This window comes from Mycobacterium sp. OAE908 (assembly GCF_017872775.1).
Classification (GTDB): domain Bacteria; phylum Actinomycetota; class Actinomycetes; order Mycobacteriales; family Mycobacteriaceae; genus Mycobacterium.
This window is the reverse complement of record NZ_JAGGJL010000001.1, coordinates 3,586,315-3,602,811: the sequence shown is the minus strand read 5'-3', so window position 1 is coordinate 3,602,811 and position 16,497 is coordinate 3,586,315. Positions and strand designations below refer to the sequence as shown.

Here is a 16,497-nt window from a genome sequence, read left to right as displayed (position 1 = left end):
TTATTCAGACGAGGTCCATCGTAGGTGACCCGTTGAAATTGCTGGTCGAAGCGGCTGGAAAGGGCTAGGCGAGCCTGATCAGTCCGTAGTCGTAGGCGTGCCTGCGGTACACGACGCACGGTTTGTCGCTCTGTTTGTCGTGGAACAGGAAGAAATCGTGGCCGACGAGTTCCATCTGGGAAAGCGCATCGTCGACGGTCATCGGGGTTGCCGGGTGCTCCTTGACGCGCACCACGCGACCGGGTTCATGATCATCGATGGCGGCGCCGTCGACCTGCGGGTTTTCCTCGGCAAGCGGTGGGGCGGGCTGGAATGATTCCGGCTCTATCTTGGTGGCCTCGGCCAGCGAGACGGGCGTCTTGTCCCCGTAGTGGATCTTGCGGCGGTCCTTGTGGCGGCGCAGGCGGCTCTCGAGCTTGCAGACAGCCGATTCCAGGGCCGCGTAGAAGCTGTCGGCGCAGGCCTCGCCTCGGACAACGGGCCCGCGGCCTCGCGCGGTGATCTCTACGTGTTGACAGTTCTTGCGTTGGCGCCGGTTGCGCTCATGGTCTAGTTCGACGTCGAAGAGGTAGATGGTGCGGTCAAATCGTTCCAGGCGGGACAGTTTCTCTGAGACATAGATGCGGAAGTGGTCGGGAACCTCGACGTTGCGGCCCTTGACGACGACCTCAGCGTTCGGGGTTGGTTCGGGCGGCTCGTCCTCGATCACCATCGTTGTGCGGTCTGAGTCCACGGAATGGCTTGACATGCTTGGCAACTCGTTTCTCTACGGAGTCGCACGCTTCGCGTGCCCGGCTTGGCTTTCGGATTCCGCGCCGGCGGGCCTGCATGTCGCTTCGCCCTCCGGCGCAAGGTGTCGAGTACTCACCTCCTACCGCTGGTCGGCGATGCTGGCGCGTCGGGGTTGAGCGCCGCCGTGAGGCTTCACGGGTGGTTGTTGCCGACGGTAATCGTGTTCACCCGGTAGTGCCAGTAAATTCGCGGACCCGTTTTCAGTTCTTCACACAGGGTTGATTTGAATCTCGGTTGCCCGCGCGTCAGGCGTTGGCGATGGCAAGCACCGCGGCCACGTGAGCACCCGCGATGTGCAGGACGCGGACCGATTCCGAGGCGGTGGCGCCCGTGGTCACGATGTCGTCGACGACGAGCACCGCTACCGTTACGGGCTTCGTGATCTTCACGCGGCCGGCGATGTTGCGCTGACGGTCGGCGCCCGACAGGCCGACGGAGTCGCGGACCATACCCCGCAGCCGCAGGGCCTGGACGACGGCGATCCCGGCGTGCTGCTTGGTGGCCGCCAGCGCGATCCGGGTGACCGGGTCACCGCCGCGGCGCCGGGCCGACGAGCGCCGGGTGGGTGCCGGGACGACGGTCAGCGGCGTGTCGATGACACCCCAGTCGAGGAGGCGATCGATGGCTTGGGTAAGCGCGCGGGCCAGCGGTGCGACCAGGTCGGCGCGGCCGTGCTCCTTGACCGCGACGATTGCGTCGCGGCGCGGGCCTGCGTAGCGACCGAGCGACAGGACGGGCACGCCGGGATCGACGCGCGGGGTGATCAGGTGGGGCTGGTCAGGCTTGACGGCAAGGTCCTGGGCGCAGGCGCGGCACCATCGCGTCGATGGGGCCCCGCAGCCGCCGCACTCGAGCGGCAAGACGAGGTCGAGCATGTGCGAAGTGTGGCGGCGAGGTATGACACCGCCGTCGAGTGTGGGCTTGTGTCACGCCATTCGCCGTTTCGTGTGTATCAAGTCCACACTCGGCGAGGTCAAACTTGGCCGCTGGTCCTCTCAGCCAAGGACAATCGAGTCACCCTGAACCGAGATGTTCTCGGTTGCGAGCGGTTTGTCGGCAGGCCCCTTGGCCACTGTGCCGTCGAGGTTGAACTTGCTGCCGTGGCACGGGCAGTCGATGGTGCCGTCGGCCACCTTGTCCACCATGCACCCCTTATGTGTGCATTTCGCGGAGAACCCCTTGAAGACACCGGCTGAGGGTTGCGTGACCACGATGTCGTCGACGATCACGCCGGATCCCACCGGCACATCGGCGGTCTTGGCGATGGACTTCGCCGCCGGGGTCGCGGTGCCGCCCGCGGTCGGGGCCGCGGTCGTAGTGGCGGATTCGCTTGCCGCTTCGGTCTTTTTGCCGTAGGTGCTGCACGCGGCCACAACCGCCGTCACCAGACCCAGACCGGCACCGAGCAAAACCTTCTGCCGCGAGATGGGGAACTCTCCGATGTTCATACACAACCTTTCAGTTAGAACGTGACACCGTTGGTCTGGAAGAACCACAGGGCTGAGGTCAACCAGACATACACCAAACCGAAGAACACCAGGCCGCCGACAACCGGAATCACCCAGCTGCGAAGGCCTTTGCGGGTCAGCAAGATCATCTTCGTGACGAATGCGCCGTAAAAGAAGCACCCGAAAAGCGAATGGAACAGCACGCGGTTGTCGTAGGACTCAAACCCCAACGCGTACACGCAGTGCACGGCAACCGGAACACTGACGAGCACCGCCAGCCGACCCGACCACACATGCGCGGTGCCGATCCACGATGGCGCCTTGCCGCCCGGAACCAGCCGATACATCGCGAATGCCGAACCCAGCTGGAAAAGCGCCAATGCCAGGGCCAGCGTCGCCAGCCAAGCCTTGACCGCAAGTCCGCTGGAGAACCCGGCAAGGTTGATCGAAAAGAACTGTGGCTCATGTACTTTCCCGAACACCCCGAGCCCGACGGCGACGAGCGCACCGAGCCCAACGGCAATCAACACCGCAACTGCCGACGACTTCGCAGGCACCGCGGCAGTCGAGGCCTCGGTATCAGACATTGCTGTCGCCCTCCACCCGAATCGCCTTGACCTCTATGCCGTCGATATTCGCGATCCCGTCGGTCGTCAGCTTGGGGGCCGGGGCTGTCGAATTGTCTTCGCGCCGTTGCACTCCGGTCACCCCGCCCGTCGAGTCGACGATCCAGCTGTTGCGCACGCCCGCGTTCTCGTAGACATACAACCCAGCGGGTGGCTGCGCGACGGGCGCGTTGAAGTCCCACTTCTTTTCGCCGATCGACAAGGTTCCGACGATCGCACTGCCTTCGAGGTGGCCCTCGAGTCGGCTCGTCTTGTCCTTGTTCGCAAGGCTCACAGCGCCGTTGACGGCGCTACCCCGCAACCACGACTCGACGGCGTTGCCGTCGCAGGCATACGCGATGGCTTTGTCACCGTCGACGGTGATCTCCAACGTGAGCGTGCCGTTGGCGGTCGGCACCTTGCCGACGTAGTCGGCCTTGGCCGGGAACTCGGGCGGTGGCGGTGGCGTGCTCGGTGCGGGTGGCGGAGCGGCCGGCGTCGCGGCGGCTGTGGTGGTGGACTGGCTGTACGGATTCGCCGGCGCCGGGCCCTCCTTCGACATATTGATGAGCAATATGCCGACCCCGAGCACCGCCACCGCGGCGAGGGTGACTATCGGGCCGCGAATCTTCATCATCCCCTCCTGGGAGTTGAGCAAACACCTCTAGTGGTGTTTTGTCTGCACAACGGGCGATGCAGGGGGAAGGTTCAACGCAATTTCGCGCGAGGTTGGAAAGCTAGCCGGGCAACACGGGCAGCGCGTTTGGCATCATCAGCGGCCGCACCTCGGCCCACGCCGGATCGTTGTCGGCCGCCGAGCCGGATAGTTGAAGCACACCGCGCGCGTCGGCGACATAAACCGTCGACGGGTTGGCGGCCACAGTGGTGACCGGCATCAACAGGTTGCGGCTCGGGCCATCGGAGTTCACGCCGTCGAGGTTGACGTAGGACACCGGGTGCTGCGGGTCGGTGCGACTGACGACGATGTCGTCGCCGGTACGCCAGGCCAGCGAAACCGCGGTATTGCCGAGCCCGAAGCCAAGCCGCCGTGGATATGTCAGCGCGTAGCCGCCGCCCGCGGTCTGCTCGACAGCGGCAAGGATCACCTGACCCTCGATGACCATCGCGGCACGCGTTCCGTCCCGGGAGAGCTGGAGTTCGGCGATCACACCGGGGAAGCGCATCGACACCACACTGGAGTCGACGGGGATGCGGGCCGGTTGGCCTGAGGCATCTTGGATCGCGCGTACCACGTTGATGCCGTCGACCACCACCCAGATCGCGTCGTCGAGAGCCCAACTGGGCCGCGACAGCGTGCGTCCTTCCATCGCTTGTGTCGCATTGCCGTTCAGCGGGCCCACCCATAGCGACGACGCCATGTCGGGCGCGCCGGGCCGCAGCGTCACGATCGATGCCACTTCTTGTCCGGTGCGCGACACCGCCGCTGCGGTCTGGCCGGGCATCTGACCGAATTGGCCCGCCACCCGATTCGTCCGCTGGCCATCCAGTGACACCAGCGATCCGCCCACCAGCGCGTGCAGGCCGGCAGCGGCGCCGTCGGCCGCGCCGGGGTCGGTGGCCGCGACGTCGGAGGTGTCCCAGCCGTCGGCGAAGCGATCGTCCAGCGCCGCGCCGTCGGCGTTGATCACATACGGTCCGTTGATCCCGGCCCGGGACAGGGTCCAAATGATCTGTGCGGCAAGCAGTTGCCTGCTGTGCGGGTCTGTCGTGGATAGGTTTTCCAGGTCGACGCGGGCGCCGCCGTAGCCACGGCCCACACCCGTCTTGCCGCCGTCGGCGCGCGTCACCGGCCCGCGCAACTTGAGCGGCGGACCAAGCAGGTTGCGCACCGTGTTGGTCATCTCCGGACGGGGGCCTGCGATCAATTTGCTGACCAGTTCGGTGGCCAACTGGTCGGAGTCGGACACCGCGACGTACCGCGGGTCGGGTACGACGGTATGCCCGGTAGGGTCGGCGAAGTACAGCGTGTTGCGCTTGTACGTCGACTGAAACTGTTGCCAGTCAAGAAAAACACCGTTGGGCAGCCTGTCGATGCGCCACCCGCCGGGTGTCTTGACCAATTCGATGGGACCGGGATCGGGCAGCGCACCCTCCCCTGTTTCGAAGACACCGACATCCGACAGGGAACCGAGGATGTCGGCGCGCATGTTGACCGAAACATGTTCGGGGCCGCGAGTTTCGACGAAAACGACGTTGTCGATCAGCAGGGCGCTGCCGGCATCATCCCATGCGCGCGAAGCGGATTCGGTGAGAAACTGTCGTGCCGCGAGATGGCGGTTGGCGGGATCGGCTGTCGCCTTGAGGAATTCACGCAACAGGACGTCGGGATCCATGCCTGGGGTCGGCTTGGGAAGGCTGGGCGGCGCCGGGCGATCGACCGTGCCGATGGCCTGCGGCGCGGACGAACTGGGCACTCCCGCGCAGCCCGTGAGGACGAACGCAAGCAGCCACAGTGCGGCGAGGACGCGTTTCACACGTTCTCCGCTGCGGGTTCGCGCTCGCGGTTTCGGCGCGGATTACGTTCTGGCCCAATGGGTTTCATCGGCAACGGGCTTGTGGTCACCTTGTGGCCGCGTACCAGCGGCAGCGTCAGCCGGAAGCAGGCGCCCTTGCCTGGTTCACCCCACGCCTCGAGCCGGCCCTGGTGCAGCCTGGCGTCTTCGATGCTGATCGCCAGGCCGAGACCGGTGCCGCCGGAGCGCCGCACCCGCGACGGGTCCGAGCGCCAGAACCGGGAGAACACCAGCTTCTCCTCGCCGGGCCGCAGCCCGACGCCGTAGTCGCGGACGGTAACTGCCACGGTGTCCTCGTCAGCGGCCATCCGGATGCGCACCGGCTTGTGCTCGGCGTGGTCGATGGCGTTGGCGATCAGGTTGCGCAGAATGCGCTCGACGCGCCGCGGGTCGACTTCGGCGATCACTTCTTCGGCGGGCATGTCTTCGATCAGCTCGATGTCGGCGTCCTGAGCCAGGTGGCCGACGTTGTCGAGCGCGCTCTGCACGGTGGAGCGCAGATCCACGGACTCGACCGACAGTTCGGCGACACCGGCGTCGTGGCGCGAGATTTCCAGCAGGTCGTTGAGCAGCGTTTCGAATCGGTCCAGCTCGTTGACCATCAGCTCGGTGGAGCGGCGCAGCGCAGGATCCAAGTCCTCGCTGTGGTCATAGATCAGGTCGGCTGCCATCCGCACCGTCGTCAGCGGTGTGCGCAGCTCATGGCTGACGTCGGAGGTGAACCGGCGCTGCAGGTTGCCGAACTCCTCGAGCTGGGTGATCTGGCGGTGCAGGCTTTCGGCCATGTCGTTGAACGACACCGCCAGCCGCGCCATGTCGTCCTCGCCGCGCACGGGCATGCGCTCGGTGAGGTGGCCTTCGGCGAAGCGTTCGGCGATCCGCGACGCCGACCGCACGGGCAGCACGATCTGGCGGGCAACCAACAAGGCGATCGCGGCCAGCAGGCCGAGCAGCACCACGCCGCCGGTCAGCATGGTGCCGCGCACCAGCGCGATGGTGGATTCCTCGTTGTTCAGCGGAAAGATCAGGTACAGCTCGAGATTCGTCACCGGTGAGGACGTCGGGCTGCCGATGATCAGCGCCGGGCCGGAGAAACCGTCGGTGTGCACGGTCGCGTACTGATAGCTGACCTGCCCGGCCTTCACGAAGTCGCGCAACGCGTTGGGTACCTGCTGCACCGGGCCTGCCGCGGTCGCGGCGCGGGGACCGTCGCCGGGAACGACGAGGACCGCGTCGAAGGTGCCCGCAAGTCCTGCGCCGGTGTCGGCCTTGCGGTCGATCAGAGTGTTTCGCGCCAACTGCAGGCTGCTGTCGAGCGACCGTGTTTCTTCACCGCCGACGATGCCACTGACGGTGTTGCGGGCGCGCTCGATCTCTTCGGTGGCGGCGCGGACCTTGACTTCGAGGATGCGGTCGGTGATCTGGCTGGTCAGCACGAAGCCGAGCACCAAGATGACGGCGAGTGACAGCCCGAGCGTGAGCACCACCACCCGCAGTTGCAGGGAGCGCTTCCACGCCAGACCCATCGCTCGACTCAGCGCCGCGAATCCGCGTAGAAGTGGTGCAGAACGCCGATGGATACGTCGCTTCGAGCGAAAGATCACGGCGACCGCCAAGCGGCAAAATTCACGGCCACCGCCGAGCGGTCAAAATCGCGGCGACGGCGAGCCGTCCGATCACGGGGGTCCGGCCTTGTATCCCACTCCTCGAACGGTCAGGACCACCTGCGGGTTCTCCGGGTCTTTCTCAACCTTGGCCCGCAAACGTTGGACATGCACGTTCACCAAACGGGTGTCCGCGGGGTGCCGGTAGCCCCACACCTGTTCGAGCAGCACATCACGAGTAAACACCTGCCGCGGTTTGCGCGCCAACGCCACCAGCAGGTCGAACTCCAGCGGTGTCAGTGAAATCTGCTCACCCTGCCGGGTCACCTTGTGGGCGGGCACGTCGATCTCGACATCGGCAATCGACAACATCTCCGCGGGCTCGTCCTCGTTGCGGCGCAGCCGGGCGCGAACTCGCGCGACGAGCTCCTTGGGCTTGAAGGGCTTCATGACGTAGTCGTCTGCCCCGGACTCGAGGCCGAGCACCACGTCGACTGTGTCGGTCTTGGCTGTGAGCATGACGATCGGCACACCGGAGTCGGCGCGCAGCACGCGGCACACGTCGATGCCGTTCATGCCTGGCAGCATCAGGTCGAGCAACACCAAATCGGGCCGCAGCTCGCGGACCGCCGTGAGTGCCTGCGTGCCATCGCCGATGACCGCGGTGTCGAAACCTTCCCCGCGCAGGACGATGGTGAGCATCTCGGCCAGCGACGGGTCGTCATCGACAACCAGAATCCTTTGCCTCATGGTGTCCATGGTGGCACCAGATTGCGATAAAACGCTGCTAGCACGCCCGCGAGTCGGCTATTGAGCCAGGTCTGCGGCGAGCGCGGCGGCGTTCACGTCGGGTCCGACGACCAGCCAGCGCCCGCACCACTGCGCGGCGGCCAGCCCGGAGTAGACCTCGCCGGTGCGCCGCTGCAGCCCGTCGTCGCGTTCATAGGAGTCCTTGGCGCGGTCGGCCTCTTCGTTGGCGCGGCGCTCGGCGCGCTCGGCGGCCAGTTCGGTCGGCACGTCCAGGAGCACCTGGGCATCCGGCTTGGGCAGGTGCAGCCGCTCGTATTCGAGGGTGCGGACCCACTCGACGGCCTCGCCGTCGGCGCCCTGATGTAACCGCGCGGCGCTGTACGCGGCGTTGGAGGCGACGTAACGGTCGAGGATGACGACGTCGTAGGCGGAGGTGAGGCGCCCGATTTCCGTTTTGGCCTTCGCGCGATCGAGGGCGAACAGCACGGCCATGGCATAGACAGACTGCGCCAGATCGCCGTGGCCGCCGTGCAGTGCCTCGGCGGCGAGGTCGGCTTCCACCGAATGGCCGTAGCGCGGGAACGCCAGGCTGGCGACGGACTTGTGGGCGGCTTCGAATGCCGAACGCAGCCCGTTGGTCAGCGTGCGCTTGCCTGCTCCGTCGACACCCTCGATCACGATGAGCACGCGGGCAGCCTATCCGCCCGCCGTGAGGGCCTACCGTCGCCGAAACGTCCGCCGCCTGTGAGCACTGCCCGAATCTGCTGTGGAACTGCTTGCGATGACGGCGCATGAGTGCCGGTTGTGCGCAGACTGTGAGACATGATGTTGACTCGCTTCGCCGCCGCCGTATTCACGGGCGCAGGAGTCGGTGCGGCGCTGTTTGCCGGCAGTCCCCTCGCTCATGCCGACCAGGACCCCGCCGCAGATCCGCCGAACTGCAGCGCAGCCGATCTCGAAGGCGTGCGGTCAGGGGTCTCGGCAGCGACGTCGGCCTATCTGTTCACCCATCCCGACGTGAACTATTTCTACACAAGCCTCGAAGGCCTCACGCGGGCTCAGGTCGCCGAAAAGACCAAGGCCTACTTGAACTCTCACCCCGATGTCCAGGCGGACATGACCAATATTCGGCAGCCGCTCATCGATATCAAGCAGCGGTGCGCTGCTCCGCCCAGCCCTTAGTACGACCGGTATCGGCTCAGCACATGAGCGACGCGAGAAAACCTCTTCGCGCCTGCGATAAGAAGGTGATCGACGCGGTGTCGAAGAGGCTGGCCCACAGAGGCGTCCGGCCGCCATCGATTGATTAGCGGATCCTGGTCCGAGAGGGTCAACTGGGCGGCCCCGACTGTCCCGTCGACGCCCTTCAGCTTGTATTGCTGCCTTGTACCGAATTGAAATCCAGCGCCTGCGACGGCCGCTGACACAACGTCGGAAACGAGGATCGATCCGTCAGCGGCGGCGTCCATCAGCCGCGACGAGATGATCGTCGTGAGTCCGATGATGTATTGGCCTGCCGGCTGATACTCGCCTGCGTGCACGCCACAACGTATGGCGAACCCGAAGCGCGCCGCTGTGCGCTGTTGAGCAATCGCGCACCTCAACGCGTCCTCGCACGAATCGAACTTCGCGAGGTATCCGTCACCTGTGAATTGAATGCACTCCCCGCGATGGGCATCAACGTCATCGCGTACCGCCGCATCGTGGCGCACGAGCAGATCTGCCCACTCCGCATCGCCGATGCGGGTGGCCATTTCGGTGGAGGCAACAATGTCAGTCATCACAATCGCCCCGAAACGACTCTGGCGTGGGTGCGCCAAATCCCTTTGTTTGCTGATGAATTCGAGCACATGATCTGCGACGGCCTGGGATCCCGAACCGATGAAGGGCGCATGGTCCCCGCCTGGGAGTTCGACAAAGTCCGCATCGGGTATGGACGCTGCGAGGTACTTTCCCGAGCTCACAGGCATGAAGTCATCGGTGCAATGCATTACGAGTGTCGGCACACGGATACATTGCAGGGCTGCAGTCACATCGATGTCCAAGGTGGAAGCCACTGCGGCCCTGGCCATTCCGCGGCTGAGCGCGGCCCGTTCAAAGGTCGCGTATAGCTGTCGGTATAGCCGGTTCTCGTCGCGGCTCGGCATGAAATACGCCAAAGAGCGACCTTCGCCCCACTGTTCAGCCACCCGAATCCAATTGGCAAAATCCTCCTCAGCGAAGGCACCCGCCTCATCAGGATCCGTCGTTCCTTTGGCGAAGGTGGACATCAGGATCAAGCCCGTCACTCGTTCCGGGTGCGACGCGGCATACACGATTGCAGGAGGACCGCCGTGACATTGCCCGATGACGAACATCTTGTCCGCGCCCGCCGCATCCGCGACTGCCGCCATGTCGGCAGCGCGCTCGTCAATTGACGGAACAGTCGCGCATGGGTCGGACAGTCCGACGCCACGCTGGTCCATGACGATCAGTCGGCACGAAGCAGCCAACCGGCGAAGAAACCCCGCGTACAACGGGTCACACCACTGCAGATCCAGATGCGAGATCATGCCCTGAACGAAGAGGATGTCCACGGGACCGTCGCCAACGGTCTGATAGGCGATCGAATAGCCACCGCTGTCGGCGTATCTCGTCCGAGGCGCCATCGCGAACCCCCCAGTTCTAACTACGGCGTTGACTCGCAGTCTAGACCTACGCCGCGTAGCCACGCTCCGCGGCAACGCGCATGAGCAGCCTCCGCAGATTGGCGCGCCCGCGGTGCAGTCGTGACATCACCGTGCCCAGCGGCACGTCCAAGATCTCGGCAATCTCCTTGTACCGGAAGCCTTCTACGTCGGCGTAGTAGACCACCAACCGCTGCCCCTCCGGCAGAGCCTGCAGCGCATCACGCACGTCCTCATCGCCCATCGCCTCCAACACAGCCAGTTCGGCCGACGGGTTTCTGGCCGCAGCAGGCCACACTTCGGCAACGTCACCGGAGAGCACTTCGTCAACACGTCGCTGCGCGCTGCGATACGAACTGATCCAGGTGTTGGTCAGGATCCGAAAGAGCCATGCACGCGCATTGGTTCCGTCCGAGAACCTGTGAAATCCTGCGTACGCCTTGACCATCGTCTCCTGCACGAGGTCTTCAGCGTCCGCCGGCCGGCGCGTGTAGCGAAGCGCCGCGCGGTAGAGCTGATCGACCAACGGCAACACATCGCGGGCGAAACGTGCCGAGACGTCATCTGTCCAGTCGCTCATATGAGCAGCTTGGCACCTCAAGTGGACTTGAGGTCAAGCCATTTTGCCGAAGACGCAAAACCCCCGACGCGTTATGCGCCGGGGGTTTTGTCGCGTTACGTCAGTAGCGGTAGTGCTCGGGCTTGTATGGGCCCTCGACGTCGACTCCGATGTACTCCGCCTGCTCCTTGGTGAGCTTGGTCAGCGTGCCGCCGAGCGCCTCGACGTGGATGCGCGCCACCTTCTCGTCCAGGTGCTTGGCCAATCGGTAGACGGCGTTGTCGTACTCGTCGTTCTTGGTCCACAGCTCGATCTGTGCGATCACCTGATTGGAGAAGCTGTTGCTCATCACGAACGACGGGTGACCGGTCGCGTTGCCCAGGTTCAGCAAGCGGCCCTCGGACAGCACGATGATCGACTTGCCGTCGTCGAACGTCCACTGATCAACCTGCGGCTTGATGTTCAGACGCTTGGCGCCCGACTTCTCGAGTGCGGCCATCTGGATCTCGTCGTCGAAGTGACCGATGTTGCCCAGGATCGCCTGGTGCTTCATCGCCTTCATGTGATCGAGGGTGATGATGTCCTTGTTGCCCGTCGAGGTGATGATGATGTCGGCCTCGCCGACACCCTGCTCGACGGTCACCACGTCGAAGCCGTCCATCAGCGCCTGCAGCGCGTTGATCGGATCGATCTCGGTGACGGCCACGCGCGCGCCCTGGCCCGCCATCGACTCCGCGCAGCCCTTGCCGACGTCGCCGTAACCACAGATCAGCACCTTCTTGCCGCCGATCAGCACGTCAGTGCCACGGTTGATGCCGTCAATCAGCGAGTGTCGGGTGCCGTACTTGTTGTCGAACTTGCTCTTGGTAACCGAGTCGTTGACGTTGATCGCCGGGAACGGCAGCTCACCGGCAGCCTCGAACTGGTAGAGCCGCAGCACGCCGGTCGTGGTCTCCTCGGTGACGCCCTGAACCGACTCGGCGATCTTCGTCCACTTGTCCTTTTCGGTTTCGAAGCGCGTCCGCACCAGGTTGAGGAACACCTTCCACTCGGCGGAGTCGTCCTCCTCGGCGGGCGGCACCACACCGGCCTTCTCGTACTGCGCACCGCGCAGCACCAGCATGGTGGCGTCACCACCGTCGTCGAGGATCATGTTGGCCGGCTCGCCCGGCCAGGTCAGCATCTGCTCGGCGGCCCACCAGTACTCCTCGAGCGTCTCGCCCTTCCACGCGAAGACCGGGGTGCCCTTGGGCTCCTCGGGTGTGCCGTGCGGGCCGACGACGACGGCCGCCGCGGCGTGGTCCTGGGTGGAGAAGATGTTGCACGACGCCCAGCGAACTTCGGCGCCGAGGGCGACCAAGGTCTCGATCAGCACCGCGGTCTGCACGGTCATGTGCAGCGAGCCGGAAACCCGGGCTCCCTTCAGCGGCTGCACATCGTGATACTCGCGCCGCAGCGACATCAGGCCTGGCATCTCGTGCTCGGCCAGCCGGATCTCCTTGCGGCCGAACTCGGCCAAGGACAGATCAGCCACCTTGAAGTCGATGCCGTTGAGCACGTCGGCCTTCAACTCAGTCATGTATTAGAGCCCTTCTTCGTTCGTCATTGCCAATGTGCGCACGGACGTACGCAGCGGCGACACCCATGCGGAAACCCCCTTAGCCTGCGGGCTCGCGGGACAGGCGCTTGTGCGGTTGAACAGCAGGGGCGCTCTGACAGCTAAGGAGTATCTACAACACCGTAGCGTTCGGCGAACGGCGTCATCAAACGGGCGAGGTCGCGGGCGACGTCGTGGTCGGCCTCCGGCGGCATCGAAACGTAGCTCATGGCGAGCCTGACGATGGCCCGGGCAAGTACCCCCGCATCCTCCTCGCTCGTGCGCACCCAGCTATTCATGAAGGTCTCGGTCAGCCGTTCCGAACAGCGCGTGATGATCGGCGCGGAGTCCGTGGTGATCAGCTGTAACAGGTCTGGTTTGGTGGTACCGGTCAACAGCGAGATCACCAGCGGGTCTGCGGCCGACTCGGCGAAGAAGTCGCGGAATCCCTGCAGAAACGCGGCGTAGATATCGCCGACGTTGCCTCCGATCGCGTCTTCGATTTGATCCACCAGGCGGTCGGCGAGCCGCAGCGCATAGCCCTGCGCCAGCCCCTGGCGCGATCCGAATTCGTTGTAGATCGTCTGGCGGCTGATGCCTGCGGCCTTCGCGACGTCCGACAGCGTGATCGACGACCAATCACGGCTCACCAGGAGTTCCCGCATGCCGTCCAAAATCGAATCGCGCAGCAGCACCCGGGACGCCTCGGCGTACGGAATGCGCTGCGCGGTTCGATGGTCGCGCGGGCTAGTCACACGCGCAACCGTAGCGGTCACGACCGTGCGACCTCCACCATCTCGAAATCGGATTTCGCCGCGCCGCAGTCCGGGCAGCTCCAGTCGTCGGGGATGTCGTCCCACCGGGTGCCCGGGGCGATGCCGTCCTCCGGCCAGCCCTTGGCCTCGTCGTATTCGAATCCGCACTGCACGCAGATGAACAGTCTGTAGTCGGTCATTTCATTACCTCGTCCTTCTTTTCAGAAATCTCTTCGAAGTCGGCCTTCTCGCGTACTGCACAGTCCGGGCAGCACCAGTCTTCGGGGATTTCGCTGAACGGCGTGCCAGCGGGAAACCCTTCCCGCGGAGCGCCTTTCGTTTCGTCGTAGGTGTAGTCGCAGCCGGGGCATTTGAAGGTGCTCATGCCCGTGCTCCGTACTTGGCCATCACCTTGTCGCGCATCCGTGGCTGCACGTTGACGCGGGTGATGTCGCCGTCGTAGTGCTCGAGCACCCGGTGATCCATCACGCGACGCCATAGCGGCGGGAAGTACGTCAGCGCGATCATCGACGCGTATCCGCTCGGCAGGTTCGGCGCGCCCTCCATGCTGCGCAGCGTCTGGTAGCGCCGCGTCGGGTTGGCGTGGTGATCGCTGTGCCGCTGCAGGTGGTACAGGAACAGGTTGGTCACGATGTGGTCGGAGTTCCAGCTGTGCACCGGCGCGCACCGCTCGTAGCGACCGCTTTCCAGCTTCTGGCGCAGCAGGCCGTAGTGCTCGAGGTAGTTGACCGTCTCCAACAGCGTGAAGCCGAACACCGCGGAGATCACGACGTATGGGATGAGTGCCACGCCGAAGACCGCGATCAGGATGCCGTAGAACACCACCGACATCGCCCACGCGTTGAGCACATCGTTGGACCAGTGCCACGGACTCTTGCCGGCACGTCGCAGCCGCTGGGCTTCCAGTTCCCACGACGACTTCAGACTGCCAAATACGCTGCGCGGCAAGAACTCCCAGAACGTCTCGCCGAAACGGGCCGACGCGGGGTCCTCCGGGGTGGCGACGCGGACGTGGTGGCCGCGGTTGTGCTCGATGTAGAAGTGGCCGTAGCAGGTCTGGGCCAGCGTGATTTTCGACAGCCAGCGCTCGAGTTCGTCCTTCTTGTGGCCCATTTCGTGTGCGGTGTTGATGCCGACGCCTCCGAGCACACCCACCGAGAGCGCCAGACCGATCTTCGCAGGCCAGCCCAGGCCGCCGTCGAAACCCAGCCAGCTCAGGTCGGTTGCGGTGAACAGGTACGCGCCAAGGATCACGCTGGCGTACTGGAACGGGATGTAGATGTAGGTGCAGTAGCGGTAGTACTTGTCGTTCTCCAACCGCTCCATCACCTCGTCGGGCGGGTTCTGACCATCGGGACCGAAGCGAAGGTCAAGCGCCGGCAGCAGGATGTAGAGCAGGATCGGCCCGATCCAGAACGGCACCTGGGCCGCCGCGTGCCAACCCCACTGGTTGAACGCCCACACCAACGGCAGCATCACGAACAGCGCCGTCGGCGCGATCAGCCCCATCAGCCACAGGTGGCGCTTCTTGTCGCGCCACTGGGAGACCTCGAGGTCGGACATTTGAGTGGTCACTACATGCCTCCTGAAGTGAGTGCCATCACGTCCAGTTGACTATAGAGCCGATTTTGTCGGCTGTCTAGACACAGAGGCATGTTTTGTAAAGAACGAGCTAGGAGCTGGCAAGCACCTCTTCCCGTTGCGCCAGCGCCGAGTGCCTGCGCCCATAGGCGAAATAGATGACCACGCCGACGGCCATCCAGACCACGAACCGGATCCAGGTCAGCGTCGTCAGGTTCAACATCAGCCACACGCAAGCGAGGATCGACAGGATCGGCACCAGGGGAACCCCCGGTGCTCGGAAACCGCGCTCCAGGTCACCCCGCGTGCGGCGCAGGATCATCACACCGGCGGACACCAGGACGAACGCGAACAGCGTGCCGACGTTGACCATCTCCTCGAGCTTGGCGATGGGAAACAGCGCCGCCGTCAGCGCCACGACAACGCCGACCAGCACCGTGATGCGCACCGGCGTGCCGCGCTCACCGGTCTGCGCCAGACTGGCGGGCAACAGCCTGTCGCGGGACATCGCGAACAACACCCGCGACTGCCCCAGCATCAGCACCATGACCACGGTGGTCAGACCGGCCAGGGCGCCGATTGCAATCACTTTGGCCGCCCAGTCGACGCCGTTCAGTTCGAAGGCCGTCGCGAGGTTGGCGCCGGAATCCTCACCCGCGCTCTTCAGGTCGGAGTAGCGCACCATGCCCGACAGCACCACCGACACCGCAACGTAGAGCAGGGTGACGATGATCAACGAGGCGATGATGCCGCGCGGTACATCGCGCTGTGGCCGCTTGGTCTCCTCGGCGGTGGTGGCCACGACGTCGAACCCGATGAACGCGAAGAACACGATCGACGCGCCGGCCAGGACCCCATACCAGCCGTATGTGCTGCTGCCTGCGCCGGTGAGCAACGAAAACAGCGACTGCTCAGTCGCCTCGGAGCCGCCTGCCGCAGGCGGCGGAACGAACGGCGAATAATTGGCGGCCTTGATGAAGAAGGCGCCCACCACGATCACCAAGAGCACGACACCCACCTTGATCGCGGTGATGACCGCGCTGACGCGCGACGACAACTTGGTGCCCAACGCCAGCAACACTGTCAATACGGCGACAATAAGCAGAGCCCCCCAGTCAACCTTCAGTGGCCCCAATTCCACTGTCCCGCCGGAGAATCCGAAGACTGTGCCGAGATACGTCGACCAACTCTTGGAGACCACCGCGGCGCCGACCGCAAACTCCAGAATCAGATCCCAACCGATGACCCATGCGATGAACTCGCCGAACGTCGCGTACGAGAACGTGTACGCGCTGCCCGCCACCGGCACGGTCGATGCGAATTCGGCGTAGCACAGCGCCGCCAGGCCGCATGCGATGGCAGCGATGATGAACGAGACGGAGATCGCGGGCCCGGTGATGTTGCCCGCGGTCGAGGCGGTGACGGTGAAAATGCCCGCGCCGACCACCACGGCGACGCCGAACACCGTGAGGTCCCACCAGGTGAGGTCCTTACGCAACCGCGTCGAGGGTTCGTCGGTGTCCTCGATCGACTGCTCAACAGACTTGACTCGCCAACCCAAAGAACCCGTAGCCATCACCGGCCC

18 protein-coding genes are annotated in these 16,497 nt (G+C 64.7%); 1 reads left to right on the top strand and 17 read right to left on the bottom strand.

Annotated features, from left to right (window positions below; translation table 11 throughout):
* Window positions 1–64 precede the first annotated feature (64 nt).
* The 9 genes from raiA to J3E61_RS17700 form a co-directional block, all read right to left on the bottom strand.
* Window positions 65–712, bottom strand: coding sequence for a ribosome-associated translation inhibitor RaiA (gene raiA, locus J3E61_RS17740; RefSeq protein WP_192722436.1), 648 nt, complete (start codon window positions 710–712; stop codon window positions 65–67).
* 325 nt (window positions 713–1,037) lie between these two features.
* Window positions 1,038–1,667, bottom strand: a complete 630-nt coding sequence (locus J3E61_RS17735; RefSeq protein ID WP_210084421.1) for a ComF family protein — start codon at window positions 1,665–1,667, stop codon at window positions 1,038–1,040.
* 120 nt (window positions 1,668–1,787) lie between these two features.
* Window positions 1,788–2,240, bottom strand: a complete 453-nt coding sequence (locus tag J3E61_RS17730) for a Rieske 2Fe-2S domain-containing protein (protein WP_192721707.1) — start codon at window positions 2,238–2,240, stop codon at window positions 1,788–1,790.
* Between the two features lie 14 nt (window positions 2,241–2,254).
* Window positions 2,255–2,827 (bottom strand): hypothetical protein, encoded by a 573-nt coding sequence (locus J3E61_RS17725; protein WP_210084420.1) that lies wholly within the window; start codon window positions 2,825–2,827, stop codon window positions 2,255–2,257.
* Complete coding sequence (locus J3E61_RS17720; RefSeq protein WP_210084419.1) at window positions 2,820–3,479, bottom strand: hypothetical protein; 660 nt, start codon at window positions 3,477–3,479, stop codon at window positions 2,820–2,822. Before J3E61_RS17720 ends, J3E61_RS17725 begins: the two co-directional genes overlap by 8 nt.
* Window positions 3,480–3,582: 103 nt before the next feature.
* On the bottom strand, window positions 3,583–5,340 hold the full coding sequence (gene lpqB, locus J3E61_RS17715) for an MtrAB system accessory protein LpqB (RefSeq protein ID WP_192721710.1): 1,758 nt from the start codon (window positions 5,338–5,340) through the stop codon (window positions 3,583–3,585).
* Window positions 5,337–6,983, bottom strand: a complete 1,647-nt coding sequence (locus tag J3E61_RS17710) for a HAMP domain-containing protein (protein ID WP_192722437.1) — start codon at window positions 6,981–6,983, stop codon at window positions 5,337–5,339. The genes lpqB and J3E61_RS17710 overlap by 4 nt, the downstream gene beginning before the upstream one ends.
* A 72-nt stretch (window positions 6,984–7,055) precedes the next feature.
* Entirely contained in the window at window positions 7,056–7,742 is a 687-nt protein-coding gene (mtrA, locus tag J3E61_RS17705; RefSeq protein WP_178360924.1) for a two-component system response regulator MtrA, read from the bottom strand.
* Between the two features lie 48 nt (window positions 7,743–7,790).
* A complete protein-coding gene (locus J3E61_RS17700; RefSeq protein ID WP_210084418.1) occupies window positions 7,791–8,420 on the bottom strand; it encodes a dTMP kinase in 630 nt (209 codons plus the stop codon).
* A 138-nt stretch (window positions 8,421–8,558) separates the two neighbouring features.
* On the opposite strand from J3E61_RS17700, the gene J3E61_RS17695 reads away from it, so the two are divergent.
* On the top strand, window positions 8,559–8,915 hold the full coding sequence (locus J3E61_RS17695) for a heme-binding protein (RefSeq protein WP_210085605.1): 357 nt from the start codon (window positions 8,559–8,561) through the stop codon (window positions 8,913–8,915).
* Here the strand turns inward: J3E61_RS17695 and J3E61_RS17690 are convergent.
* From J3E61_RS17690 to J3E61_RS17655, 8 genes are all read right to left on the bottom strand, one after another.
* Window positions 8,912–10,381 (bottom strand): adenylate/guanylate cyclase domain-containing protein, encoded by a 1,470-nt coding sequence (locus tag J3E61_RS17690; RefSeq protein WP_210084417.1) that lies wholly within the window; start codon window positions 10,379–10,381, stop codon window positions 8,912–8,914. The genes J3E61_RS17695 and J3E61_RS17690 overlap by 4 nt on opposite strands.
* 46 nt (window positions 10,382–10,427) lie before the next feature.
* Window positions 10,428–10,979: a sigma-70 family RNA polymerase sigma factor gene (locus tag J3E61_RS17685; RefSeq protein ID WP_210084416.1), complete on the bottom strand. Its 552-nt coding sequence runs from the start codon at window positions 10,977–10,979 to the stop codon at window positions 10,428–10,430.
* Between the two features lie 100 nt (window positions 10,980–11,079).
* Window positions 11,080–12,537, bottom strand: coding sequence for an adenosylhomocysteinase (locus J3E61_RS17680; RefSeq protein WP_192721714.1), 1,458 nt, complete (start codon window positions 12,535–12,537; stop codon window positions 11,080–11,082).
* 140 nt (window positions 12,538–12,677) lie between these two features.
* On the bottom strand, window positions 12,678–13,310 hold the full coding sequence (locus J3E61_RS17675) for a TetR family transcriptional regulator (protein ID WP_192721715.1): 633 nt from the start codon (window positions 13,308–13,310) through the stop codon (window positions 12,678–12,680).
* A 17-nt stretch (window positions 13,311–13,327) separates the two neighbouring features.
* The gene (locus J3E61_RS17670) at window positions 13,328–13,510 is read right to left on the bottom strand and encodes a rubredoxin (protein WP_192721716.1); all 183 of its coding nucleotides are present in this window, start codon (window positions 13,508–13,510) and stop codon (window positions 13,328–13,330) included.
* Window positions 13,507–13,695: a rubredoxin gene (locus tag J3E61_RS17665; protein ID WP_210084415.1), complete on the bottom strand. Its 189-nt coding sequence runs from the start codon at window positions 13,693–13,695 to the stop codon at window positions 13,507–13,509. Before J3E61_RS17665 ends, J3E61_RS17670 begins: the two co-directional genes overlap by 4 nt.
* Window positions 13,692–14,894 carry an alkane 1-monooxygenase gene (locus J3E61_RS17660; RefSeq protein ID WP_210085604.1) on the bottom strand — a complete coding sequence of 401 codons (1,203 nt, stop codon included), beginning with the start codon at window positions 14,892–14,894 and terminating at the stop codon, window positions 13,692–13,694. The genes J3E61_RS17665 and J3E61_RS17660 overlap by 4 nt, the downstream gene beginning before the upstream one ends.
* Before the next feature lie 109 nt (window positions 14,895–15,003).
* Complete coding sequence (locus tag J3E61_RS17655) at window positions 15,004–16,488, bottom strand: amino acid permease (protein WP_210084414.1); 1,485 nt, start codon at window positions 16,486–16,488, stop codon at window positions 15,004–15,006.
* Window positions 16,489–16,497: the final 9 nt, after the last annotated feature.